Source organism: Brevundimonas sp. EU05-FHT14B11 (assembly GCF_058790835.1).
Genome location: NZ_JBYTCY010000003.1, coordinates 355,727 through 376,609, shown reverse-complemented (window position 1 = coordinate 376,609; position 20,883 = coordinate 355,727). Strand labels below are relative to the sequence as shown.

Sequence of the window (20,883 nt, the reverse complement as noted above, 5' to 3'; positions counted from 1 at the left end):
CCACACCCCAACCCCACCACTCCCGACACCCTCCCTCCCTGCCAAACCCTGCCACCGCACCCCGCCATCCCGCGCCCACGTCCGTTTCTGACGCAGGCGCATGCCAGACTCCGCCGGTCGGAGGCTGCAGCAGGGGACATCGGACATGCAGGAGACTTCACGGCGGCGGTTGCCGCGCACGCGCTATGTGACGGCCAGTCCGGAGACCTGGGGGCTGATCCGGGGCGCCTATCTCTCAGGCCTGTCGGCGCCGGCGGTGGCGGCGCGGTTCGGGGTGTCGGAGACCTCGATCCGGCGGCGCGCCGGGCGCGAGGGCTGGACCAAGACCGCCTTCGCCGCACGCGTCACGCCCTGGCTGATCCCGCCGGGGGCGCGGGCCATCGCCCGGCCGGCGCAGGCCGCCGCCGCCACGCCCGAGGCCGCTGATCCGGAGGCGGCGGCCGAGGCGCCGGTGCTGGACCACTGGCGCGCGCCCCTGACCATCCGGCCGCAGGATCTGGCGCGCAAGGCGCTGGGCGGGGCCATGTCGGCGCTCAAGGCGGGGGAGGGGCTGAATGCGCTCCGGCTGGCCCGCGCCGCCGCCGAGATCGCCCGGCTGGACGCCGTCCTGGACTGGACCGAGGAGGACCTGGCCAATAGCGAGGCGGACGCCGAGTTCCGCTTCCAGCAGATGCAGACCTTCATCCGGGAACGCGCCCTCAACCTGGCCGAAGACCTCTTCGCCGGCCGGGACCTGCCCGAGCAGTACGCGGCGCTGAAGGCCGATCTGGAACGCCGCCGCGCGGTCCAGGCGGAGATCGACCGGGGCGCGGGCGTGTCGGGATGACAGGGTTTGGGGATTTTCCGGTGACAGGCGCCATCTCACCCTCCCCCTCGGAGGAGGGTAGTCGGGCAGCGACCGGACGGGGAGGAAGGGGCTGCGCGAAGCGCCAGGCCGCGTCGGGTCGGGAGGTCCCGCAGGGCCGACGGTCCGCGGCCCAAAAAGAAAGGCGCGGAGGCCTTGGCCTCCGCGCCCATCTTGTTCGACGTGGATGTCGATCCTTAGAGGATCTTCAGGTCCACGGCCGAGGTCTTGCCGCGCTGGGATTCCAGCTCGTATTCGACCTTGGCGTTTTCATCGAGGCCCGCGAGGCCGGCCTTCTGAACCGCGGTGATGTGGACGAAAACGTCCGAGCCGCCGCCATCAGGCTGGATGAAACCGAAACCCTTGGTCGGGTTGAACCACTTGACCGTGCCGGTCGCCATAATGCGTCTCCGTAAACGCGCTTTCCAGGCGGATGCCCCGACGGGGTCATCCGTCAGCCCATCTGGACAAGCTCGTTCCGTAAGAAGGAGCGGTGCACGGGTGTGGAGGCCGCGCGAAATCCGGACTGCGGGCGAAGTTCTCTCCCGCAAAACCGGACTGGTCAACAGCAAAGAGATTCGTTCGCAAGGCGAACATTATGAGCGGGGTTTAACCACACAGGCCGCGTGGGGCGCCGTCGAGGTGCAGGTGGTCCTTGTGCGCCTCATTGTAGTCCGGGGTCAGAACGGTCGAGAAGACCCGGCAGCCGCCGTCCTTCAGCCGGTGCAGGAAGCGGCCCCCGGGCTCCCCCGCCTGGCCCTGGCCGGTCCAGTCATTGGCCACGGAGACGGTGCGGCCGTCCTCCAGGGTCACGCCGGCGACATCCAGAGCATTGGCGCGGGCGTGCTCGCTGGGCCGGTCCTGGGGCTTGTCGGAGTTGTAGATGCGGCGGCAGGCGTAGGAGCCGTAGTTGTCGACCCGCGCGACCTTCGAGCCGAGGATCTCCTGCGCGGCGGGGCGCAGCACCTGCCGGTCCCAGATGACGTAGCGGACCGCCAGCGGGCACTGCATGACCAGGCCGCCCGGGGCCAGGGGGGTGATATCGCCGCCGGTGATGCGCACGGCGCCGCGCACGATGCAGAAGCCGCCGTCGTCGCGGTCGGGCGCGCGCTCCACCGTGACGCCCGCGTCGCGCAGGATCTGGATGCAGGCGTCGGTGACGGCGGCGACCTCTTCCGGGGCGGAGACGCGGGTCAGCTCGAAATCGTCGACCTTGGCGGCGGTGGCCTGGCCGATGGGGTGGCTGAGGTCCAGCGGCTTCCACGGCAGGTCCTGGGCCGGGGCGAAGGCGTTCAACAGGGCGAAGGCCGCGCAGACGCCCAGCGCGGCCTCCCACATCAGGTTCCAGAAATCGGCGAAGTCGCGCTGCATGCCCGCACAGGGTTAACCGGCCCGGACGGTTCGGCAAAGGGTGATCCGGGGCGCGCGGTTGCAACGGCCCGCAAGCTTGGGCGTTGGATTGCCCGACGCGCCATGGGGGCGCAGGGTGGGCGCATGGCCAAGACCAAGAATGACTATGACGACGTGCTGGAGCGGCTCCAGATCGCGATCGTCGACACCCAGGCGTGGACGATCGACAACGGGCGGCGGACGCTGATCGTGTTCGAGGGGCGGGACTCGGCGGGGAAGGACGGGGCGATCAAGCGCCTGACCGAATACATGTCGCCGCGGCAGACGCGGGTCGTGGCCCTGCCCAAGCCGACCGACCGCGAGACGACCCAGTGGTATTTCCAGCGCTACGTCGGCCACCTGCCGGCGGCGGGCGAGACGGTCATCCTGAACCGCTCCTGGTACAACCGCGGCGGGGTCGAGCCGGTGATGGGCTTCTGCACCCCGGCGCAGCACGAGCAGTTCCTGAAGGACGCGCCGCGCTTCGAGCGGATGCTGGCCGACGACGGGGTGACGATCATCAAGCTGTGGCTCGACATCTCCAAGGACGAGCAGGCCAAGCGGCTGGGCGAGCGGATCGAGGATCCGCTGAAGCGGTTCAAGGTGTCCTCGCTGGACGCCGAGGCGCAGGCGCGCTGGGACGCCTACAGCGCGGCCCGCGACCGCATGCTGGACGAGACCGACAGCAAGCACGCGCCGTGGAGCGTGGTGGCCACCGACGACAAGAAGACCGCGCGGCTGAACATCATCCGCCACATCCTGCGGACCATCGGCGGGCCGGGCGCCAAGGTCGAGGCGCCGGACAAGGCCGTGGTCTTCTCGCCGGCGAAGAACACCGACGGGCTATTCCGCTAGAAGCCCAGCTCCGCGCGCAGGGTGGCGGGGGCCAGCCCCTCGGACCGCAGGTGGGCCAGGGTGACGGAGCCGTCGCGCTTGGCGTAGCGGCGGCCGTCCTCGCCGGTGATCAGCCGATGATGGCGATAGACCGGCGTGGGCCAGCCCATCAAGGCCTGGATCAGGACCTGGATATGGGTCGCCTCGAACAGGTCCTGCCCGCGGATGACGTGGGTGACGGCCTGCAGGGCGTCGTCATGGGTGACGGCCACATGATAGGCGGTCCCCGCGTCCTTGCGGGCCACGACCACGTCGCCGGCGGTTTCGGGCCGGGCGCGGATCAGGCCGCGGTCGCCGTCGCCCTCCTCGACGAAGACCAGGGCGTCCCAGGCGCGGGCGCCGAGCGTCTCGCGGGCGCGGTCCAGCGACAGCCGCCAGGCGAAGGGACGGCCCTCCGCCAGCAGGGCGGCTTCCTCGTCGGCGGGATGCGGGCCGGGCCGCACCGCCTCCGCCGCGCCGTGCGGGGCGTCCCCGATGGCGTCCAGAATCTCCTTGCGGGTGCGGAAGCAGCGGTACAGCAGGCCGCGCCGGTCCAGGGCGTCCACCACCGTGGCGTAGTCGGCCAGGTGTTCCGATTGACGCCGCACCGGCGCGTCCCAGTCCACCCCCAGCCAGGCCAGGTCCTCGAGAATCCCGGCGTCGAACTCGGGCCTGCAGCGGGTGGGATCGATGTCCTCGATCCGCAGCAGGAAGCGCCCGCCGGCCGCCCGGGCCGCGCGCCAGGCGGTGAGGGCCGAGAAGGCGTGCCCCTTGTGCAGCCGTCCGGTCGGAGAGGGGGCGAACCGGGTGATCATGCGGCGCGCGCTTCAGACCCTTTGCAGGGCGCCCGCGGCCAGGGCGGCTTCGACCCCCGCGCGGATGTCGGCCTCGGAGACGAAGTCGAAGCGGGCGACGGCGTCCTCGACGGCGAACTGGCGCTCGAACTGCATCCACTCATAGCTCACCTGCACGCCGGTGGAGGCGCGGGGGAAGGGTCGGCCCGTGATCCGGCACAGCGTCACCGGCTTGCGCTCGGGCAGGCTGAAGCCCGAGGGGCGGGCGACCAGCTGGGTCTGGGTCATGGCCACCTCGTCGAGGAAGGCGGGCGAGGCGGACAGGGCGGCGAGCAGCTCGCCCAGCTCCTTGAGCCGCCGTCCGAGGGCGGCGCCGCCGTCGCGCGAGGCGGGCGGCAGATAGGCCCGGAAGGCGGTGTTCTGCATGGCGGCGTTGTCGAGCAGCTTGAGCAGGATCCGGCCGTAGAGCGGCGCGACGGAGAAGGTCACGTGCAGCGACCCGCCGTCCTGGGCGAGGGCGTCGTGGTACCAGCCGCGCGGCAGGTAGAGGACGTCGCCGGGCTTCATGACGACCTTCTGGATCACCGGCCCACGCGTCTGCTCGAAATAGCGGCGGGTCTCGGCGTTGTCCGGCAGGGGATCGACGGGGTTGGCCGCGCGGCCCTGATACAGGTTCCAGACCTTCTCGCCCTCGGTGTGGATCACGAAGACGTCGTGGTTGTCGTAGTGGGTGCCGAACGCCTGCACGCCCTGGAACGAGCAATAGACATTGGCCCCGACCCTGGCGCCGAAGGCCTCGCCCAGCGCGGCGGTCATCGCGGTCAGGGGCGGGTGCAGGTACATTACGTCGTTAGCGACTAGGCTGGCGCCCGTGGCCAGCAGCATCTCGACCTTCGCCGGCACGGGCCGCGGGATCGCGCCCTCCATCGTCGTCAGCGTCGTGCAGTACTGTTCGGGCGGCACGGCCTGATGGTTCATCATCAGGCGAAGGGTGTTGGCCGACCAGTTGGTGGTGCGGTCCAGCATGGCGTTGAAGTCGGCCCAGGCCAGGACCTGCCGCTTGCGGCGATCATCGCCCGCCGGGACGTGCAGCGGTTTCCGGTCATCATAGTCCGCGAAGAATTGCGCGGGCGTGATCGGGTGCAGAAGATCGTCCAGGGTGAACATGCCAAACGATTAGATCGCCCGCTTTCCCCTGTCGATGAGGTCCCATGCCCGTTCCGCCCGACCCCGCGCAGATCGCCGCCGCCCGCGAGGCGCTGATCGCGCTCGACCCCGCCCTGGGTGAGGCGCACCTGCGCCTGCCGGTGTTCGAATGGCGGCAGAGGACCGGCGGTTTCGAGGGCCTGTTCCGGATGATCGTGGAGCAGCAGGTCTCCGTGGCCTCGGCGAACGCCATCTGGAAACGGGTGGTGGACGGGCTGGGAGGCGTGGTCACGCCGGAGCGCGTGCTGGCCGCGGACATCGAGACGCTGCGATCCTTCGGCCTGTCGATCCAGAAGGCCACCTACGGCCACGAGATCGCCCGCGCCCACGTCGAGGGGCGGATCGACTTCGATCATCTTGAGACCCTGTCGGACGACGAGGCGGTGGCCCGGCTGGTGGCCATCAAGGGCGTTGGGCGATGGACGGCCGAGACCTTCCTGATGTTCTGCGAGGGGCGTACGGACGTCTTCCCCGGCGGGGACATCGCCCTGCAGGAAGCGATGCGCTGGGCGGACGGCGCGCCGCTGCGGCCCCGCGAAAAGGAGGCCAATCGCCGGGCCGAGGCGTGGAGCCCGCACCGCAGCGTCGCCGCCCATCTGCTGTGGGGCTGGTACGGCGCGGTGAAGCGGGGCGAGATCGCGCTGGAGAACCCGCCCGCGTAGCGCGAAACCGGTTTGGATGCTTTGGCATCCGAACTCAGATTTCGCTCCAACGTCGTGCCTGGAGCCTGATCCACGGCATCGATGGATCGCGAAGCGATTCCATCTCAACCGATCAGGCTCTAGGCGCTACAAGCGAAACCATGACGCCGATCATCGATCCCGCCATCGCCAATCCCGAGACGGTTCTCGGCGCGCTCGACTTCGCGGGCGTGGCCGTGTTCGCCGCGACCGGCGCGCTGGCGGCGGCGCGGCAGAAGCATGATCTGGTCACCTTCGCCTTCTTCGGCGCGATCACCGGCGTGGGCGGCGGCACCCTGCGCGACCTGCTGATCGGGGCGCCGGTCTTCTGGGTGCAGGACTGGCGCTACATCGCCGTCTGCCTGGCCGCATCGGTGGCGGTCTGGCTGATCGGCGCACGGCCCTGGCGGTTCCGCGCCCTGCTGTGGCTCGATGCGGTCGGGCTGGCGGCCTATGGCGTCATGGGGGCGGCCAAGGCCGGCGCCTTCGGCATCGCGCCGTTGATCTGCATCGTCATGGGCGCCCTGACGGCCTGTTTCGGCGGGGTGGTGCGCGACCTGCTGGCGGGGGAGCCGTCCATCCTGCTGCGGCGCGAGATCACCGTGTCCGCCGCCCTGCTGGCGGCCACCGTTTTCGTCATCGCCCGCGTGCTGGGCCTGGACATCTGGCCGGCGGCCATCGTCGGCGGCGCGCTGGGCTTCGGCCTGCGGGCCGGGGCGCTGGCCTGGGGCTGGAGCCTGCCGGCCTTTCCCGGCACCGTTGTCCGTAACTGAGGAAAAACCCGTGATGACCCTATCGCTCGACGCCTTTGGCGACGCACCCCGCTGGGCGTTCGGGGACAGCCCCGAACTGGCTGACGAGCTTCTGGCCCTGGTTCTGGCGGGCGGAAAGCGGGCGACCTGTTCGTCGCTCGCATCCTGCCAGGCCGACATCATGCCCACGGTCGGCGAACTGAGCGTGATCCTGGACGGGGCGGGAACGCCCACCTGCGTCATCCGCACGACCGAAGTCGAGATCATGCCTTATCGCGACGTGAGCGAGGACTTCATGCGCGCCGAGGGCGAGGGCGATCTGTCGCCCGAGTACTGGCGCACGGAGCACGAGGCCTACTACCGGCGAGAGGGGCATTTCTCGCCGGATATGCTGGTGGTGTGCGAGCGGTTCGAACTGGTCGGCCGCTTTTAGGCGGCGTCGCGAAAGCGTCGTCGTCCAGTCATCGCCAAGCTGTCGAATCAGGTCTAGCCTTCTCCTTGCCCTCATTGGGGCCTGACGAGGGAAGGAGACGTGTCTTCAGTCCTGTCGCTTCCATAACCCTCCGTCACGCGGAGCGGACCTGATGCAGGTCCTCAGTCGCCCCCCGTCGGGTTGGCCCGCGCTGGTGTTGAACGCCGACTTCCGTCCGCTGTCCTACTACCCGCTGTCGATCTGGCCGTGGGAGGAGGTGGTGAAGGCGGTGTATCAGGACCGCGTCGACGTGGTCTCGGTCTACGACAAGGTCGTGCGCAGCCCGTCCATGGAGATTCAGCTGCCCAGCGTGATCGCGCTGAAGAGCTATGTGGATCAGGATCGGCAGCCCGCCTTCACCCGCTTCAACGTCTTCCTGCGCGACGGCTTCGCCTGCCAGTACTGCGGCGACAGCGCCGAGCTGACCTTCGACCACGTCATCCCGCGCTGCCGCGGCGGCCGCACGACGTGGGAGAACATCGTGGCCGCCTGCGGCCCCTGCAACCTGCGCAAGGGCGGGCGCACGCCCCAGCAGGCACAGATGATGATCCGCCGCGCGCCCCATAGACCCAGCGCCTGGCAGCTGCAGGAACACGGCCGCCGCTTCCCGCCGCACTACCTGCACCAGAGCTGGCTCGACTACCTGTACTGGGACATCGAGCTGGAGCCGTAGGCTTCTGGCCGGTTCGCCGGATCAGCCGATCCGCGTCAGTCGCCGCAAACCCTCCTCCATCTCCCCGATCACCCGGTCGATGTGCGGATCCTCCCTCGACAGGCGGGCGTAGGTGTCGAGGGGCGAGCCGGGCTCGAGCAGGTCCAGTCCGAGACGATCGGCGGTGACCGCGACCGCGAACAGGGCGGGGGCCAGGGCGCAGTCGGCGATGGTGAGATGATCGCAGAGGGCGTATCGCGGCCCCTCCAGCAGGCCATCGACCATCTGGAGGCCATTCAGAAGATCCTCGACCGCGCGTCGCGCGCCCGCGCTATCGGTCCGTGGATCGGCGAGCGTCACCACCGGCGGCATCAGATAGAGATCGACGTGCTGCACCAGCAGCCGTGCGGTCGCCCGGTCAAAGAGATCGACGGGCATCAGCGACGAAGGGCTCGGGAAGCGCTCCTCCAGATATTCGAGCAGGACGGAGGACTCCCAGAGGGCGCCCCGGTCGTCGAGCAGCACCGGGACGCGGCCGGTCGGGTTCAGGTCCCGAAACTGGCGACTGTCGGGCCAGCCCGAGGGCGGCGGGACGATGTTGACCGGCAGATCCTTGGCGTAGATCGCGATACGAACGCGAGCCGCGAACGGCGAAACCGGAAGGCTGATCAGGTCCATGCCGGGGCTCCTCCAAAGCCGGTCCCCGGAAAATCGGAGCTGGGCATTCTTCGGTCTGCCCCTCCTGAGTCAATGTCGGAACGGGCTCCGCGAACCGGCCCTCGCGGCTCGTGATGATTTCCCGGAACGCCGCTTCCATCGCCGACGTTGACGGCAGGTTCCGCTTGGCCCAGTCGAGACCCCATGAAAATCCGCGTCCGCGCCGACCTCGTCTACCGCTTCGATCCGCCCACCGACGCCATCTACAAGATCCAGGTCGCGCACTGGCCGGGTCAGCATGTGCTCGAGGAACGGCTGACGACGACGCCGCATGTCGACTTCATCGAGGACGAGGACGATGAGTTCGGGGCCCGGACCCTTCGCGCCCACCTGTCCGGCGAGGTGGCCCTGACCTATGAGGCGGTGGTCGACAACGGCACCCTGAAGGGCCTGCCGCCAGTGACGGTGCAGCACGACTGGAACGACCTGCCGCCCGAGGTGCTGACCTATCTGTGGCCCAGCCGTTATTGCCCGTCGGACCAGTTCGGACGGTTCGTGGAGCGGACCTTCGGCGGCACGATCGGGGGCGGGCGGGTGCTGGCCATCCTCGACTGGATCAAGACCAACATCGACTATGAGCCCGGGGCGTCGGACAGCGACACGACGGCGGCGCGGACCTTTATCGACCGGGCCGGGGTGTGCCGCGACTTCACCCACATGGGGATCACCCTGTGCCGCGCCTCGGGCATTCCAGCGCGGGCGGTCAGCGCCTATGCCGACCAGCTGCAGCCGCCGGACTTCCACGCCATCTTCGAAGTCTGGCTGTCGGACGGCTGGTGGCTGGTCGATCCGACAGGACTGGCCCCGGTCGAGGGACTGGTGCGCATCGCCTGCGGCCGAGACGCCGGCGACATCGCCTTCCTGACGACGCAGGCGGGCTGCCGGCTGGTGCGGCAGTCGATCAGCGCGGCGGCGGTCGACTAGCGGGCCTGACGGCCCTTCCAGACCTCGATGAAGTCGAGGCGGCGCAGGACCTTGTTCTGCGGATCGATCAGCACATGAGCGCCCGCCGACGCCGTGACCTCGCCCCGGCCGCGGGTCATGGGCACGGTGACGATGCGCCCGTCGATCTCGACCTCGACCGGCATGGGGAAGGTCCCGCCGTCGCCCGTGACCCACTCCAGCGTCAGCCGGTCACCCTCGCGGGTCTGACGCAGGTCGGGCAGGGCGGCGTTGTAGAGATAGCCGCGGAAGAACCAGGTCAGGTCCCGGCCGGCCTCTTCGTTGACGATGGCCAGGAATTCATCGGTCGTGGCGTAGCGGGTGGTGAAGTTGCCGGGGCGCGGGTCCGGGCGTCCGTAGACCAACCGGGTCACCGACCGGAAGAAGGCCTCGTCGCCGATCAGCAGGCGCAGCGAGTGCGCGATCAGCGATCCCTTGTAGTAGATGTCGTTTCCGGGGCCGACCTCGCCCTTGTAGACCTCGTCCTCGGCCTTCTCGACGCCGGACACCACCGGGAAGCGATTGGCCAGGTTGTTGCGCTGGCTCAGCAGTTCGGCCTGGAAATACCGTTCGCCGTACAGCCAGCGCAGGTAGAGGGGCTGCATGTAGCTGCCCAGACCCTCGTGCAGCCACATGTCGTCGGCGTTGCGGTTGGTCATCTGGTTGCCGAACCACTCGTGCGCCAGTTCGTGGTGCAGCAGCCAGTCGTAGCCCTTGCCGTCCAGCCGATAGCCGTTGCCGTAGGCGTTGATGGTCTGGTGCTCCATGCCCAGGTGCGGGGTCTCGACCACGCCCATCTTCTCGTCGCCGAAGGGGAAGGGGCCGACGGTGGCTTCGTAGAAGTCCATCATCGGCGTGAACTCGGCGAACAGGGCCTGCACCTTGGCCGGGTCGTCCGTGCGCAGGTGCCAGTAGGACATCGGGATCGTGTTGCCGAAGCGGCTGCGGTAGCCGGTCGTGACCTCCTCGTACGGCCCGATGTTCAGGGCGATGGCGTAGGTGTTGGGATTGGCGGCGGACCAGTTCCAGGTGGTCCAGCCGTCGCCGTGATCCTGCTTGCCCATGAAGCGGCCGTTGGAGGGGGCGGAAAGGTCCGAGGGCACGGTGATGTGCAGGTCGACCCGGCCGGGTTCGGCCAGCGGGCTGTCGATGCAGGGCCAGAAGATGTCGCAGCCCTCGGGCTGGACGGCGGTGGCGATCCACGGCTTGCCGTCGACGGTCGTGGCCCAGACGAAGCCGCCGTCCCATGGGGCGCTGGGGGCCACGCGCGGGGCGCCGGCGTAGGCGATGCGCACCGCGACCTTGCCGCCCTCGGCGAGGGGACGGGGCAGGGGGATGGTCATGCGGCCTTCCGGATTGCTCCAGCCGCCCGGTCCGACCTCGGCGCCGTCGATCTGGACCGACGAGACGGTCAGCAGGGTGTCCAGCTCCAGCACCACGGCCTCCAGCGGGGCGGTGGCGGTGATCTCCAGCACGGCGACGGCGTCGATGGCCTTGTCGTCGGGGATGACCTTGATCGACAGGTCCGCCCGGTCGATGCGCATGGCCAGCTGTTCCGGCGTGCGGGGCTGATCGGTGCCCAGGGTGAAATCGGTGGATTCGCGGGTGATCTCCGGCGTGGCGGCATCCTGCGCCAGGGCGGGTGCGGCGGTCAGGGCCAGAAGCGAGGCGCCCAGCAGGGCGGCGCGGCGGATGGATGCGGACATGGCGTGACTCCCCGGCGAACAGGCGGGCAGACTGGCGGGGCGGCGACCGTCACGCAACCGCCAAGGTCTGGCTTCAAGCCTCCAGTCCGCGCGCCTTGCGCTGGGCCCGGGTCGCCCGCCGGGCCCAGGCCTTGTCGATCTGTTCGCGCAGCCGGTCGTCGTCGGCCGCGGCGTAGCGCACCAGCACCGCCGGCCAACCCTCATAGTGCGGGGTCTGGAAATAGGTCCCTGGCTCGGTCTCCTTGAGGAAGTCCACCGTGCCGAGGTCCAGCGCCAGGGCCAGGGCGTCCGGCTCGCGCCCTTCGTTGACGATCCAGTGGCCGCGCACCCGTACGCAACGCCCGCCGTGCAGGGTCGAATCCTCGGCCCCCGGCTGGGTCAGGGCGTAGGCGAACATCTCGTCGCGGGTCATGGGCGCAGGATGCGCCGCCTTTCGCGCAAAGCAAAAGGGCCGGTGTTTCCACCGGCCCCTTCAAACGTGATGGTCGTCGCGGATCAGGCGGCGGCGGCTTGTTCAGCCAGCTTGGCCTTGATCTGGCGCTTGATGCGCTGGGCGGCGATCGACAGCTGCTCGTCGCGAGCCTTGACGATGAAGGCGTCCAGGCCGCCCTTGTAGTCGAGGGTGCGCAGGGCGGCGTTCGAGATACGCAGCGAGAAGGTCTGGCCCAGAGCGTCCGAGCTGACCTTGACCGCCTTCAGCGACGGCAGGAACCGGCGCTTGGTCTTGATGTTCGAGTGGCTCACGCTGTGGCCGACCATCGGGCCGATACCGGTGAGTTCGCAACGACGCGACATCTGACTATCCTTCGGAGCCGTCCGCGAAGCGTGCAGACGCATGAAACAGGTGCGCGCGGGACGACATCCCGCGCGAGAGGTGGGGCGTATAGAGGAAGAGTCTGCCGGGCGTCAAGGCGTGGGGCCGTTCAGCCGCCGTTCAATTCCGGCCATATATCCCTTCTAGTCATAACGGACCAATCGCCTGAGGGGCCACGAGATGAAGACCGTCCTGACCCGAGCCGCCGCCGTCGCCGTGCCCGCGATCATCGGCGCCCTGTTCCTGGCCGCGCCCGCGACCCCGCAGGCGGCCATGGCGGCGCAGACCGGCGGGGACACCGTCCTGCCCGGCTACTGGGAGTATACGACCAGCGCGGTGGGGTCGCGCGACACCCAGCAGAAATGCGTCCGCCCCAGCGAGATCAACCGGTTCTTCGGCGGCCTGTCGACGCGCCGCTGGCGCTGCACCTATCCGGTGCGTCAGGTCGGCAACGGCAATGCGCGCTTCGAGGGCGTCTGCACCGACCACAAGAACCGCCGGGTGAATGTGCGCCTGAACGGCACCTATACGCAGGAAAGCTTCACCTTCCGCGGCGGGGCCCAGCTGGCGCGCGGCACGCCCTACCTGCCGGCCTCGATCACCGCCCGCCGTCTGGCGGCGACCTGCCCGGCCGACGCCGAATACTTCTGATCCCGGAGGAGGACCTCCCGCCGTCGATGACGGCGGGGGGCCGCCCGCGGGCCTACCAGTAGCCGCCCGGGCAGGAGCCGACGGCTTCCGCGACGACGAAGTCCGACTTCGAACCGGCCAGCGGGCCGGAGCCGACGTTGCCGTTGACGCACCGGTCGACCTGGATGCCCACCACCGTCGTCAGGGTGGCGTCGCTGTAATAGGTCTTCTGGTACATGAGCCCCGGGGGCACGGCCGAGGCCGCGCCGGCGATACCGGCGACGGCGACCGCCGCCGCGAGCGCCAGAGACTTGATGAGCTTCATAGCAGACCCTCCTTTGGTGAAGGTCCGCATTGGGGCAAACGGCGACGCGCCTGTACAACCCCAAATAAGGTGAATGGATAACGTTCGCGTGTTTGGAGAAGCTAGTGTGTGGCGGCGCCGGGCTTCAGCTTCAGGATCTGGTGCAACACGACCGCGATCACGGCGCCGACGACGACCCCGATCACCGCCGAGATCAGGGCGGTGGTCAGCCAGCCGGCGAGGCCGCCGATCGGGCCCAGCGCATGGGCGACCGTATGGGCCAGCTGCTCGACCGGCACGGCGGGCCAGTCCAGCCCCAGGGTGTGCGTTCCGTGAAGCAGGATGCCGCCGCCGACCCACAGCATGGCGGCGGTGCCGATCACGGACAGGGACGACATGACGATGGGCATGCCCTTGACCAGCCAGCGGCCGACGGTCCTGCTGAAGCGCGACGGGCGCTCGGCCATGTGCAGGCCGATGTCGTCCATCTTCACGATCAGCCCGACCGCGCCATAGACGATCACGGTCATGCCCAGGCCGACGACGATCAGCACTCCAGCCTGGGTCCACAGCGGGGCGTCCGAGACGTCGTTCAGCGCGATGGTCATGATCTCGGCCGACAGGATCAGGTCGGTGCGCACGGCGCCCGCGACGGTCGTGGCCTCCAGATGGGCGGCGTCGCCCTCGACGGGCGCATCTTCGCCATGGCCGCCGCCGAACATCTCCATCAGCTTTTCGGCCCCCTCGAAACAGAGGTAGGCCCCGCCGCACATCAGCAGCGGCGTGATGGCCCACGGCGCGAAGGCGGTCAGCAACAGGGCGACGGGCAGGATCAGCAGCAGCTTGTTGCGGATCGAGCCGATGGCGATCTTGCCGATGATCGGCAGCTCGCGGCTAGGCGACAGGCCGGTGACGTATTTCGGCGTGACCGCCGCGTCGTCGACCACGACCCCCGCCGCCTTGACCCCGGCCTTGCCCGCCGCGGCGCCGACATCGTCGATCGACGCCGCCGCAAGCTTGGCGATCCCCGCCACATCGTCGAGCAGGGCGATAAGTCCGGAGGGCATGGGCGCGGTCACAGGTGAGAAGGGGAGGCCGCAGGGGTACGGCAGGCGAGGGCGCGTGTCGATCCGGGCGCCTTCCGATGCGGCGTCCAAAAACACATAAGGATATCCTTATATGTTTCTTGACTTTGCCCCGACGCCCGGCATTGTAGCGCCTGTCGTGGTCTGCGCGTCGTCTTCGGGCGGCGCGGAGCTAAGAGGGAAGCCGGTGCGACGCCGGCGCTGCCCCCGCAACTGTAAGCGGCGAGCCGAAGGTTCATCACGTGTCACTGGGGGTTCGCTCCCGGGAAGGCCGGACCCGAAGCCGTGACCCGTGAGCCAGGAGACCTGCCCCGACAGATAACGTCCTCCGGCGGGGTGTCCGGTCAGGTCGCCTGTGCGCCGCCGGACCGTTTCCGCGCGGGCGTTCGCGCGTCCCTGCCCGAAGCCTTGCCACCAGCAAAGGCTTCGCATCATGACCGCCCGTCTCCCCGTCCAGGTCGCCACCCTCGGCTTTCCCCGCATCGGCCCGAAGCGCGAACTCAAGACCGCGCTTGAGCAGCATTGGTCCGGCCGGATCGACGACAAGGCCCTGCTGGCCGCCGCCGCCGAGCTGCGCGGCCAGGCCTGGCGGCGCCAGCGCGATCTGGGCGCCGATATCGTCCCGTCCAATGACTTCTCGCTCTACGACCATGTGCTGGACGCGACCGCCATGGTCGGCGCCGTGCCGGACATCTACGGCTGGACCGGCGAGCGGGTCGGGCTGGAGACCTATTTCGCCATGGCGCGCGGGTCGCAGGGTGACGGCGAGACCGTCTGCGCCCACGGCCATTCGCACGGCGGCGACGGAGTTCCCGCCGCCGAGATGACCAAGTGGTTCGACACCAACTACCACTACCTGGTGCCCGAGTTCACGGCGGACCAGGCCTTCCGGCTGGGTTCGACCAAGGCGTTGCACGAGTATCTGGAGGCGAAGGAGCAGGGGATCGAGACCCGGCCCGTGCTGCTGGGACCGGTCAGCTATCTGCTGCTGGGCAAGGCGCGGGCCGTCTCGAGCGGCGCGGCGGCGAACGACGCGGGCTTCGACCCGCTGACCCTGCTGCCCAGGCTGCTACCGGTCTACGCGGAGGTGCTGCGGTCGTTGGCGCGGGCGGGGGCGACCTGGGTGCAGATCGACGAGCCCTGCCTGGTCACTGACCTGAGCGACACGGCGCGCGAGGCCTACGCCCATGCCTACGCCGTGCTGAGCGATGTGACCCCGCCGATCAAGCTGATGCTGACGACCTGGTTCGGCGCGATCGGCGACAATCTGGAAACGGTGCTGACCCTGCCGGTGCACGGCCTGCACGTCGACCTGGTCCGCGCGCCGGAGCAGCTGGACGCCGTCGTCGCGGGCGCGCGGCCGGACCTTGTCCTGTCGCTGGGGGTGCTGGACGGGCGCAACGTCTGGAAGGCCGACCTGAACGCCGTGCTGGACCGGATCGAACCGGTGGTCGCGGCGGGCCGTCAGGTGATCATCGCCCCCTCATGCAGCCTGTTGCACACCCCGATCGATCTGGAGCGCGAGACCGCGCTGGACGCCGAGGTGAAGGACTGGCTGGCCTTCGCGGTGCAGAAGATCGCCGAGCTGGCGACGCTGGCGAAGGCCCTGAACGAGGGGCGCGACGCGGTGCGTGAGACCCTGGACGCCTCGACCGCCTCGGTGGCTTCGCGCCGGGTCTCGCGGCGCATCAACGATGCGGCGGTGCAGGCCCGGGCCGCCGAGCGCGACCCCGACCTGAGCCGGCGCACGGCCTCGTTCGAGGTGCGCCGCCTGCTGCAGGACGCCCGGCTGGGCCTGCCCGACTGGCCGACGACCACCATCGGCTCCTTCCCCCAGACCCCCGAGGTTCGAAAGGCCCGCGCCGACCACGGCAAGGGCGTCCTCGACGACGGGGCCTACGAACAGTTCCTGCGCGAGGAGACCGCCCGCACGGTCAGATGGCAGGAGGAGGCCGGTCTGGACGTGCTGGTCCACGGCGAGTTCGAGCGCAACGACATGGTCCAGTATTTCGGGGAGCAGCTGTCGGGCTTCGTCTTCACCAAGGCGGCGTGGGTGCAGTCCTACGGCTCGCGCTGCGTCCGCCCGCCGATCCTCTACGGCGACGTGTCGCGGCCGAAGGCCATGACGGTGGAGTGGTGGCGCTACGCCCAGTCCCTGACCGAGCGGCCGATGAAGGGGATGCTGACCGGTCCTGTGACGATCCTGAACTGGTCCTTCGTGCGCGACGACCAGCCGCGCAGCGAGACCTGCCGCCAGATCGCCTTCGCGATCCGGGACGAGGTGGTCGACCTGGAGACCGCCGGCGCCCCCATCATCCAGATCGACGAGGCCGCTTTGCGCGAGGGCCTGCCGCTGCGCCGCGCCGACTGGCAGGCCTATCTGGACTGGGCGGTCGAGGGCTTCCGCATCGCCGCCTCGGGGGTGCGGGACGAGACCCAGATCCACACCCACATGTGCTATTCAGAGTTCAACGACATCATCCGGTCGATCGGCGCCATGGACGCCGACGTCATCTCCATCGAGACCTCGCGCTCGAAGATGGAGCTGCTCGACGCCTTCTCCGGCTATCGCTATCCGGCCGGGATCGGGCCGGGCGTCTACGACATCCATTCGCCGCGCGTGCCGGCGGTGGAGGAGATGACGGCCCTGCTGAAGGCCGCGGCCGCCAAGCTGCCCGTCGGCCAGCTGTGGGTGAATCCGGACTGCGGGCTGAAGACCCGCCAGTGGCCCGAGACCGAGGCCGCCCTGCGCAACATGGTGGCGGCGGCGAAAGCGGTGCGGGCATGACCGTTCGCCTGATCGACATGGTGTTCCCCGGGGACGCCAACCACCACGGCACCCTGTTCGGGGGCGTCGGGCTGGCGCACCTGGACAAGGTCGCCTTCCTGGCCGCCAGCCGCCACGCGCGGCGGGCGGTGGTGACGGCCGGGTGCGAGCGGATCGACTTCGCCGCCCCCGCCCGCATCGGGGAGATGGCGGAGGCCACGGGCCGGGTCGTGCGCACGGGCCGGTCGTCGCTGGGCGTGGAGGTCGAGCTTCACGCCGAGGCCCTGCTGACCGGCGAGCGGCGGCTGTGCACGCGCGGCCTGTTCAACATGGTCGCCCTGCGCAGCGACGGAGACGAGACGCCGCTGTCGCCGGTCCAGGACGAGGCGGAGGAGGCCGATGGCTGGCTGCGAACGGTGGAAATGGTGTTCCCCGGCACGACCAACCACTACGGCACCCTGTTCGGCGGCGACGCCCTGAAGCTGATGGGCAAGGCGGCGTTCGTCACCGCGACGCGGTCCGCCCGCGCCGTGGTGGTGATGGCCGCCACCAACCGCATCGACTTCAAGGCCCCCATCGACGGCGGCGACATGATCGAACTGGTCTCGCGGGTGAAGATGACGGGGCGCAGCTCGCTGGCCGTCGAGGTTCAGCTGTGGGCCGAGGGGCTGGTGAGCGGCGACCGGCGCCACTCGGCCACGGCGGAGTTCATCATGGTCGCCGTCGACCGGACGGGGATACCGACGCCGGTGTCCTGAGGCTCAGGCGGTCCAGAAGCCATTGCGCCGCCGCGGCGGCCCCGTCTCTCCGGACTTCGCCTGCGAGCGCCGCAGCCCGCGCTGTCGTTTCGGGCCGCAGCGCCGCGTCCAACGCCGCCGTCAGCGTCTCGACCGTGGGCGTTGGGCCCTCGTGCGCCACGCCGACGCCCAGGCCGGCGACCCGGGCGGCCCAGTAGGGCTGATCGACGAGCTGGGGGACGATGACCTGCGGCGCTCCGGCGCGGGCGGCGGCGGTCGTGGTGCCCGCCCCGCCGTGGTGGATGACGGCGGCGACGCGGGAGAAGAGGGCCTGCTGATTGATGTCGCCGACCCGGAAACAGTCAGCTCCGTCGTCGGGCAGGGCGAAGCCGGCCCAGCCGCCGGCCAGAACGACGCGGCGGCCATGGGCGCGGGCGGCGGTGACGGCGGCCCGCGCCGCGTCCTGCGAGGCGGCCATGCTCATGCTGCCGAAGCCGACATAGACAGGCGGCGCGCCGGCCTCGAGAAAGTCGTCCAGCCCCTCCGGCAGCGGGCGCGGGTCCGGCAGGATCCAGGCGCCGGTCTGGACGGCGGCGCACAGGTCGGTCGGCGCCCAGGGCCACAGGGCCGGGTCCGAGGCCAGGAGCGGGCGATCAGAGAAGACCTGGTCGCGGACATTGTCGGTCGGCGACAGGCCGACGGAGGCGCGCAGACCGTTCACCGCCTCGCCGAACAGCGCGTTCATGACGCCGATGTTGAGGTCCCACAGCGCGCGGTTATCGGTCACCTCCGGCGGGTGGGGATGGCCGGGATAGGGGAAGGGGGCGTGATGCTCGGACGGCAGGATCAGGGGGCAGAAGGAGACGTGGGCGTAGGCCGCGCCCTTCTGCTCGGCCACGGCCTGCGAGGCCGCGCAGGACGGCATCAGGCCGGTCGCCACGATCAGGTCGCAACCCTCGGCCGCCCTGGAGATCGCGCCCAGCTGGGCGAAGGCCATTTCGGCCGCGCGTTTGGGCAGGTCCACCGGCGGCTTGCCGGCGACGGCGATCCAGTCGCGGATACCCATGAAGGCCGGGACGAACGGCACGCCGGCGCGGGCCAGCAGGTCGATGAACTCCTGATCGGGCGGGGCGCAGACCACCGCTTCCGCGCCTTGCGCCTGAAGCGCCGCGGCCAGCGCCGCCATCGGCTCGACGTCGCCGCGCGATCCATAGGTCGTCAGCAGAATACGCATTCGGTCACCCTCCATTCCGAGGGTTCCGGACTCTGCGCATAAAAGCCGGCGCGCCAAGCCTTGAACGAAACTGTTTCGTGCCCACTTCCAGTCCAACTGGACGGTCAGTCGGGCAACCGAAGCGCCTTCCACTTCAACACAGCCGGAAGTCGGGTCCCCTCCGCCCAGGCCGTGAACGCTCCCAGGATGTCCTCGAATTCCAGAACTGTCAGGCCGCCTTCCGTCTCCGCGCGGAAGTGGCGATCCGCGCCGCCGTCGCGGCGCTCGAGCGTGAAGCCGCCGTCGGTCCAGCGGGTCTGGATGTAGTCCTCGGGGGCGGCCTCAAGGATCAGGATGTCGTTCGGGCCGGTTTCGGAAAGCGCCTCCTGCAACTCGGCCGCGGAGATCACACCGGTCCGCGTCGTCTCGTTGACGATCAGGGTCAGCGTCCGGAGCGGAGCGGTTGCAGACGGCGTTCGCCTGGACGGCCCCGTCGCATTGCGCAGGAAGCGGACCAGAGGGTCGGCCTCAACATGCATCGCGTTCCGCAGCCAGACGCCCAACAGCCACAGGGGGATGAAGATCGCGGCCATGAACGGGATAGACCGCAGGGCTTCGGTTGCATCCCGTCCAGTGAGAAGCGCCACGAGCGGGACGAACAGGAAGGCTACGCCGATCAGGGTCACGCCAATGACTCCGTTCAGGTCGGAGCCCGCGCGGCCGGTGATCCGGGCGCCCGAGGGGTCGGAGGAAATCCAGCCGATGAGCATGGGGCCTCGGGTTATGCCCGTCCACCACAGGCAGACCAGGGAGCCGAGGATCCAGCCGCGGGCGCCGTTCTTCTGTTCGAACCAGCCCTTCGCCCGGCGGCGAATGCGGGCCTTGGCCTCGTCCGGCGAGAGGGGCGACAGGATCTCGAACGGATAGCCGAACGGTTGCAACGCCATGAACTCTCCCGACCTTCCGCGCTCGCCGGGAGTCTTGTCGGGCCCGCCGGTCCGCGCAAGACAGGGCAAACAAAAAGGCCCGGGATCGCTCCCGGGCCTTTCGTATTCCAGCGATGCGCGTCGATCAGGCGGCTTCGGCCTCGGCGGTCGCCGCGACGATGGCCTTCTTGGCGCTCAGCGACTTGCCGAGCAGTTCGACGGCGGCGTCCTTGTCGATCTTGTTGGCCGCGGCGACTTCACGGGCCATGCGGTCCAGGGCCGATTCATAGAGCTGACGCTCCGAATAGGACTGTTCCGGCTGGCTGTCGGCGCGGTGCAGGTCGCGAACCACTTCGGCGATCGAGATCAGGTCGCCCGAGTTGATCTTGGCTTCGTATTCCTGGGCGCGACGCGACCACATGGTGCGCTTCACGCGGGCGCGGCCCTTGAGGGTCGTCAGCGCCTTGGTGACCACGTCGTCGGCGGCCAGCGAGCGCAGGCCGGCGGTCTTGGCCTTCTTGGTCGGAACGCGCAGGGTCATCTTCTCGTGGTCGAAGGTCACGACGTAGACCTCCAGCGACATGCCAGCGATTTCCTGGGTCTCGACGGCCGCGACCTTGCCGACGCCGTGCGCCGGATAGACCACCGCATCGCCTACCTTGAATTCCAGACCGGTTTTGCTCGTCATGTCATTCCTTTCCCGGCTTCAGCGGGAGGGAGAGGCGAAGGCGCAAGGACAATAGATAAACAGCCGCCGGAAACACGCCCGTCGGTGATGTCTTTCTAGTCGTCAAATGCGGAAACGGATCACCCAACCTCTGGCCGATCCCGTCTTCGTGGACGGGATTCTGTCGCAAACGCGGGCGGCGCGAAGAAATCGCATACCGCCCGACCCAATGACAGGAACCTATCACAAATCTGCGGAATTTCAAAACGTCCACAGCGTCAGTGTGGAGAAGGCTGGAAATCCTCTCCGGATCAGGGCAGCGCGCGGGACTAGTCTCAGCTGCCCTTGCCGGGGTTGGGCGAGAAATACTTCTCGAACTTGCCGGTCTCGCGCTCGAACTGTTCCTTGTCCGCCGGCGGCTCGCCCTTGACCGTGATGTTCGGCCAGACCTTGGCGTACTCGGCGTTGACCTGAAGCCATTTGCCGTCCGGTTCGTCCTCGGTGTCCGGGACGATGGCGTCGACCGGGCATTCCGGCTCGCAGACGCCGCAGTCGATGCATTCGTCCGGGGCGATGACGAGGAAATTCTCGCCCTCATAGAAGCAGTCGACCGGACACACCTCGACGCAGTCCATGAACTTGCAGCGCACGCAGGCGTCGGTGACGATGTAGGTCATGGGGTGAGGCGGGGCGTTCAGTTGGGCGCGGGAGGC

At 69.2% G+C, this 20,883-nt stretch carries 24 protein-coding genes and 1 riboswitch; of the genes, 10 read left to right on the top strand and 14 right to left on the bottom strand.

All coding sequences use genetic code 11. The features are described 5' to 3' along the window. The first annotated feature begins 169 nt into the window (after positions 1-169). Positions 170-826, top strand: a complete 657-nt coding sequence (locus tag AC3WRV_RS15055; protein ID WP_492313882.1) for a hypothetical protein — start codon at positions 170-172, stop codon at positions 824-826. Positions 827-1,041: 215 nt separating this feature from the next. On the opposite strand, the gene AC3WRV_RS15050 is transcribed toward AC3WRV_RS15055, so the two are convergent. Continuing rightward, positions 1,042-1,245: a cold-shock protein gene (locus AC3WRV_RS15050; protein WP_291837410.1), complete on the bottom strand. Its 204-nt coding sequence runs from the start codon at positions 1,243-1,245 to the stop codon at positions 1,042-1,044. Between the two features lie 208 nt (positions 1,246-1,453). Next, complete coding sequence (locus AC3WRV_RS15045) at positions 1,454-2,215, bottom strand: extensin-like domain-containing protein (RefSeq protein ID WP_492313881.1); 762 nt, start codon at positions 2,213-2,215, stop codon at positions 1,454-1,456. 123 nt (positions 2,216-2,338) lie between these two features. Between AC3WRV_RS15045 and ppk2 the strand changes: the two genes are divergently transcribed. Further along, on the top strand, positions 2,339-3,088 hold the full coding sequence (gene ppk2, locus AC3WRV_RS15040; RefSeq protein WP_492313880.1) for a polyphosphate kinase 2: 750 nt from the start codon (positions 2,339-2,341) through the stop codon (positions 3,086-3,088). Here ppk2 and gluQRS read toward each other — a convergent pair. Together gluQRS and AC3WRV_RS15030 are read right to left on the bottom strand one after the other, a co-directional pair. Further along, complete coding sequence (gene gluQRS / locus AC3WRV_RS15035; RefSeq protein ID WP_492313879.1) at positions 3,085-3,921, bottom strand: tRNA glutamyl-Q(34) synthetase GluQRS; 837 nt, start codon at positions 3,919-3,921, stop codon at positions 3,085-3,087. The two genes, ppk2 and gluQRS, sit on opposite strands and share 4 nt — an antisense overlap. A gap of 12 nt (positions 3,922-3,933) precedes the next feature. Beyond that, positions 3,934-5,067 carry a cupin domain-containing protein gene (locus tag AC3WRV_RS15030; protein ID WP_492313878.1) on the bottom strand — a complete coding sequence of 378 codons (1,134 nt, stop codon included), beginning with the start codon at positions 5,065-5,067 and terminating at the stop codon, positions 3,934-3,936. Positions 5,068-5,111: 44 nt separating this feature from the next. On the opposite strand from AC3WRV_RS15030, the gene AC3WRV_RS15025 reads away from it, so the two are divergent. The 4 genes from AC3WRV_RS15025 (at position 5,112) to AC3WRV_RS15010 (ending at position 7,683) form a co-directional block, all read left to right on the top strand. Beyond that, positions 5,112-5,768, top strand: a complete 657-nt coding sequence (locus AC3WRV_RS15025; protein WP_492313877.1) for a DNA-3-methyladenine glycosylase family protein — start codon at positions 5,112-5,114, stop codon at positions 5,766-5,768. A 140-nt stretch (positions 5,769-5,908) separates the two neighbouring features. Next, positions 5,909-6,559, top strand: a complete 651-nt coding sequence (locus AC3WRV_RS15020) for a trimeric intracellular cation channel family protein (RefSeq protein ID WP_492313876.1) — start codon at positions 5,909-5,911, stop codon at positions 6,557-6,559. Positions 6,560-6,572: 13 nt separating this feature from the next. Next, positions 6,573-6,971 (top strand): ASCH domain-containing protein, encoded by a 399-nt coding sequence (locus AC3WRV_RS15015; RefSeq protein WP_291837423.1) that lies wholly within the window; start codon positions 6,573-6,575, stop codon positions 6,969-6,971. 151 nt (positions 6,972-7,122) lie between these two features. Beyond that, a complete protein-coding gene (locus AC3WRV_RS15010; RefSeq protein WP_291837425.1) occupies positions 7,123-7,683 on the top strand; it encodes an HNH endonuclease in 561 nt (186 codons plus the stop codon). 21 nt (positions 7,684-7,704) lie between these two features. Here AC3WRV_RS15010 and AC3WRV_RS15005 read toward each other — a convergent pair whose 3' ends face one another. Then, a complete protein-coding gene (locus tag AC3WRV_RS15005) occupies positions 7,705-8,340 on the bottom strand; it encodes a glutathione S-transferase family protein (RefSeq protein WP_492313875.1) in 636 nt (211 codons plus the stop codon). A 183-nt stretch (positions 8,341-8,523) separates the two neighbouring features. Between AC3WRV_RS15005 and AC3WRV_RS15000 the strand changes: the two genes are divergently transcribed. Then, positions 8,524-9,303 carry a transglutaminase-like domain-containing protein gene (locus tag AC3WRV_RS15000; protein ID WP_492313874.1) on the top strand — a complete coding sequence of 260 codons (780 nt, stop codon included), beginning with the start codon at positions 8,524-8,526 and terminating at the stop codon, positions 9,301-9,303. On the opposite strand, the gene AC3WRV_RS14995 is transcribed toward AC3WRV_RS15000, so the two are convergent. The 3 genes from AC3WRV_RS14995 to rpmB all read right to left on the bottom strand — a co-directional run bounded on the left by AC3WRV_RS14995 (position 9,300) and on the right by rpmB (position 11,822). Next, the gene (locus AC3WRV_RS14995; protein ID WP_492313873.1) at positions 9,300-11,027 is read right to left on the bottom strand and encodes a M1 family metallopeptidase; all 1,728 of its coding nucleotides are present in this window, start codon (positions 11,025-11,027) and stop codon (positions 9,300-9,302) included. The two genes, AC3WRV_RS15000 and AC3WRV_RS14995, sit on opposite strands and share 4 nt — an antisense overlap. 73 nt (positions 11,028-11,100) lie before the next feature. Then, positions 11,101-11,439, bottom strand: a complete 339-nt coding sequence (locus AC3WRV_RS14990) for an MmcQ/YjbR family DNA-binding protein (RefSeq protein WP_492313872.1) — start codon at positions 11,437-11,439, stop codon at positions 11,101-11,103. 83 nt (positions 11,440-11,522) lie between these two features. Continuing rightward, the gene (gene rpmB / locus AC3WRV_RS14985) at positions 11,523-11,822 is read right to left on the bottom strand and encodes a 50S ribosomal protein L28 (protein ID WP_291841029.1); all 300 of its coding nucleotides are present in this window, start codon (positions 11,820-11,822) and stop codon (positions 11,523-11,525) included. A 199-nt stretch (positions 11,823-12,021) separates the two neighbouring features. Between rpmB and AC3WRV_RS14980 the strand changes: the two genes are divergently transcribed. After that, the gene (locus AC3WRV_RS14980) at positions 12,022-12,492 is read left to right on the top strand and encodes a DUF3617 domain-containing protein (protein ID WP_291841027.1); all 471 of its coding nucleotides are present in this window, start codon (positions 12,022-12,024) and stop codon (positions 12,490-12,492) included. 52 nt (positions 12,493-12,544) lie between these two features. Here AC3WRV_RS14980 and AC3WRV_RS14975 read toward each other — a convergent pair whose 3' ends face one another. Together AC3WRV_RS14975 and AC3WRV_RS14970 are read right to left on the bottom strand one after the other, a co-directional pair. Next, the gene (locus AC3WRV_RS14975; RefSeq protein WP_291841025.1) at positions 12,545-12,796 is read right to left on the bottom strand and encodes a hypothetical protein; all 252 of its coding nucleotides are present in this window, start codon (positions 12,794-12,796) and stop codon (positions 12,545-12,547) included. A 101-nt stretch (positions 12,797-12,897) separates the two neighbouring features. Next, entirely contained in the window at positions 12,898-13,842 is a 945-nt protein-coding gene (locus tag AC3WRV_RS14970; RefSeq protein WP_492313871.1) for a DUF808 domain-containing protein, read from the bottom strand. A gap of 141 nt (positions 13,843-13,983) precedes the next feature. Continuing rightward, positions 13,984-14,188: riboswitch (cobalamin riboswitch) on the top strand. Positions 14,189-14,293: 105 nt separating this feature from the next. Between AC3WRV_RS14970 and metE the strand changes: the two genes are divergently transcribed. Both metE and AC3WRV_RS14960 read left to right on the top strand, forming a co-directional pair. Then, entirely contained in the window at positions 14,294-16,648 is a 2,355-nt protein-coding gene (gene metE, locus AC3WRV_RS14965; RefSeq protein WP_492313870.1) for a 5-methyltetrahydropteroyltriglutamate--homocysteine S-methyltransferase, read from the top strand. Next, positions 16,645-17,385 carry an acyl-CoA thioesterase gene (locus AC3WRV_RS14960; RefSeq protein WP_492313869.1) on the top strand — a complete coding sequence of 247 codons (741 nt, stop codon included), beginning with the start codon at positions 16,645-16,647 and terminating at the stop codon, positions 17,383-17,385. The genes metE and AC3WRV_RS14960 overlap by 4 nt, the downstream gene beginning before the upstream one ends. Here the strand turns inward: AC3WRV_RS14960 and AC3WRV_RS14955 are convergent. The 4 genes from AC3WRV_RS14955 to fdxA all read right to left on the bottom strand — a co-directional run bounded on the left by AC3WRV_RS14955 (position 17,339) and on the right by fdxA (position 20,847). Further along, positions 17,339-18,598, bottom strand: coding sequence for a glycosyltransferase (locus AC3WRV_RS14955; protein WP_492313868.1), 1,260 nt, complete (start codon positions 18,596-18,598; stop codon positions 17,339-17,341). The two genes, AC3WRV_RS14960 and AC3WRV_RS14955, sit on opposite strands and share 47 nt — an antisense overlap. A gap of 104 nt (positions 18,599-18,702) precedes the next feature. Further along, a complete protein-coding gene (locus AC3WRV_RS14950) occupies positions 18,703-19,524 on the bottom strand; it encodes a hypothetical protein (protein WP_492313867.1) in 822 nt (273 codons plus the stop codon). Positions 19,525-19,648: 124 nt separating this feature from the next. Then, positions 19,649-20,191 (bottom strand): CarD family transcriptional regulator, encoded by a 543-nt coding sequence (locus AC3WRV_RS14945; RefSeq protein WP_492313866.1) that lies wholly within the window; start codon positions 20,189-20,191, stop codon positions 19,649-19,651. A 314-nt stretch (positions 20,192-20,505) separates the two neighbouring features. After that, complete coding sequence (gene fdxA / locus AC3WRV_RS14940) at positions 20,506-20,847, bottom strand: ferredoxin FdxA (protein WP_291834231.1); 342 nt, start codon at positions 20,845-20,847, stop codon at positions 20,506-20,508. Between the last annotated feature and the right edge of the window lie 36 nt (positions 20,848-20,883).

Excerpts from the sequence above, each read along its gene's own strand:
- AC3WRV_RS15050 (WP_291837410.1), bottom strand. The coding sequence starts at position 1,245 with ATGGCGACCGGCACGGTCAAGTGGTTCAACCCGACCAAGGGTTTCGGT.
- AC3WRV_RS15045 (WP_492313881.1), bottom strand. The coding sequence starts at position 2,215 with ATGCAGCGCGACTTCGCCGATTTCTGGAACCTGATGTGGGAGGCCGCG.
- ppk2 (WP_492313880.1), top strand. The coding sequence starts at position 2,339 with ATGGCCAAGACCAAGAATGACTATGACGACGTGCTGGAGCGGCTCCAG.
- gluQRS (WP_492313879.1), bottom strand. The coding sequence starts at position 3,921 with ATGATCACCCGGTTCGCCCCCTCTCCGACCGGACGGCTGCACAAGGGG.
- AC3WRV_RS15030 (WP_492313878.1), bottom strand. The coding sequence starts at position 5,067 with ATGTTCACCCTGGACGATCTTCTGCACCCGATCACGCCCGCGCAATTC.
- AC3WRV_RS15025 (WP_492313877.1), top strand. The coding sequence starts at position 5,112 with ATGCCCGTTCCGCCCGACCCCGCGCAGATCGCCGCCGCCCGCGAGGCG.
- AC3WRV_RS15020 (WP_492313876.1), top strand. The coding sequence starts at position 5,909 with ATGACGCCGATCATCGATCCCGCCATCGCCAATCCCGAGACGGTTCTC.
- AC3WRV_RS15015 (WP_291837423.1), top strand. The coding sequence starts at position 6,573 with ATGACCCTATCGCTCGACGCCTTTGGCGACGCACCCCGCTGGGCGTTC.
- AC3WRV_RS15010 (WP_291837425.1), top strand. The coding sequence starts at position 7,123 with ATGCAGGTCCTCAGTCGCCCCCCGTCGGGTTGGCCCGCGCTGGTGTTG.
- AC3WRV_RS15005 (WP_492313875.1), bottom strand. The coding sequence starts at position 8,340 with ATGGACCTGATCAGCCTTCCGGTTTCGCCGTTCGCGGCTCGCGTTCGT.
- AC3WRV_RS15000 (WP_492313874.1), top strand. The coding sequence starts at position 8,524 with ATGAAAATCCGCGTCCGCGCCGACCTCGTCTACCGCTTCGATCCGCCC.
- AC3WRV_RS14995 (WP_492313873.1), bottom strand. The coding sequence starts at position 11,027 with ATGTCCGCATCCATCCGCCGCGCCGCCCTGCTGGGCGCCTCGCTTCTG.
- AC3WRV_RS14990 (WP_492313872.1), bottom strand. The coding sequence starts at position 11,439 with ATGACCCGCGACGAGATGTTCGCCTACGCCCTGACCCAGCCGGGGGCC.
- rpmB (WP_291841029.1), bottom strand. The coding sequence starts at position 11,822 with ATGTCGCGTCGTTGCGAACTCACCGGTATCGGCCCGATGGTCGGCCAC.
- AC3WRV_RS14980 (WP_291841027.1), top strand. The coding sequence starts at position 12,022 with ATGAAGACCGTCCTGACCCGAGCCGCCGCCGTCGCCGTGCCCGCGATC.
- AC3WRV_RS14975 (WP_291841025.1), bottom strand. The coding sequence starts at position 12,796 with ATGAAGCTCATCAAGTCTCTGGCGCTCGCGGCGGCGGTCGCCGTCGCC.
- AC3WRV_RS14970 (WP_492313871.1), bottom strand. The coding sequence starts at position 13,842 with ATGCCCTCCGGACTTATCGCCCTGCTCGACGATGTGGCGGGGATCGCC.
- metE (WP_492313870.1), top strand. The coding sequence starts at position 14,294 with ATGACCGCCCGTCTCCCCGTCCAGGTCGCCACCCTCGGCTTTCCCCGC.
- AC3WRV_RS14960 (WP_492313869.1), top strand. The coding sequence starts at position 16,645 with ATGACCGTTCGCCTGATCGACATGGTGTTCCCCGGGGACGCCAACCAC.
- AC3WRV_RS14955 (WP_492313868.1), bottom strand. The coding sequence starts at position 18,598 with ATGCGTATTCTGCTGACGACCTATGGATCGCGCGGCGACGTCGAGCCG.
- AC3WRV_RS14950 (WP_492313867.1), bottom strand. The coding sequence starts at position 19,524 with ATGGCGTTGCAACCGTTCGGCTATCCGTTCGAGATCCTGTCGCCCCTC.
- AC3WRV_RS14945 (WP_492313866.1), bottom strand. The coding sequence starts at position 20,191 with ATGACGAGCAAAACCGGTCTGGAATTCAAGGTAGGCGATGCGGTGGTC.
- fdxA (WP_291834231.1), bottom strand. The coding sequence starts at position 20,847 with ATGACCTACATCGTCACCGACGCCTGCGTGCGCTGCAAGTTCATGGAC.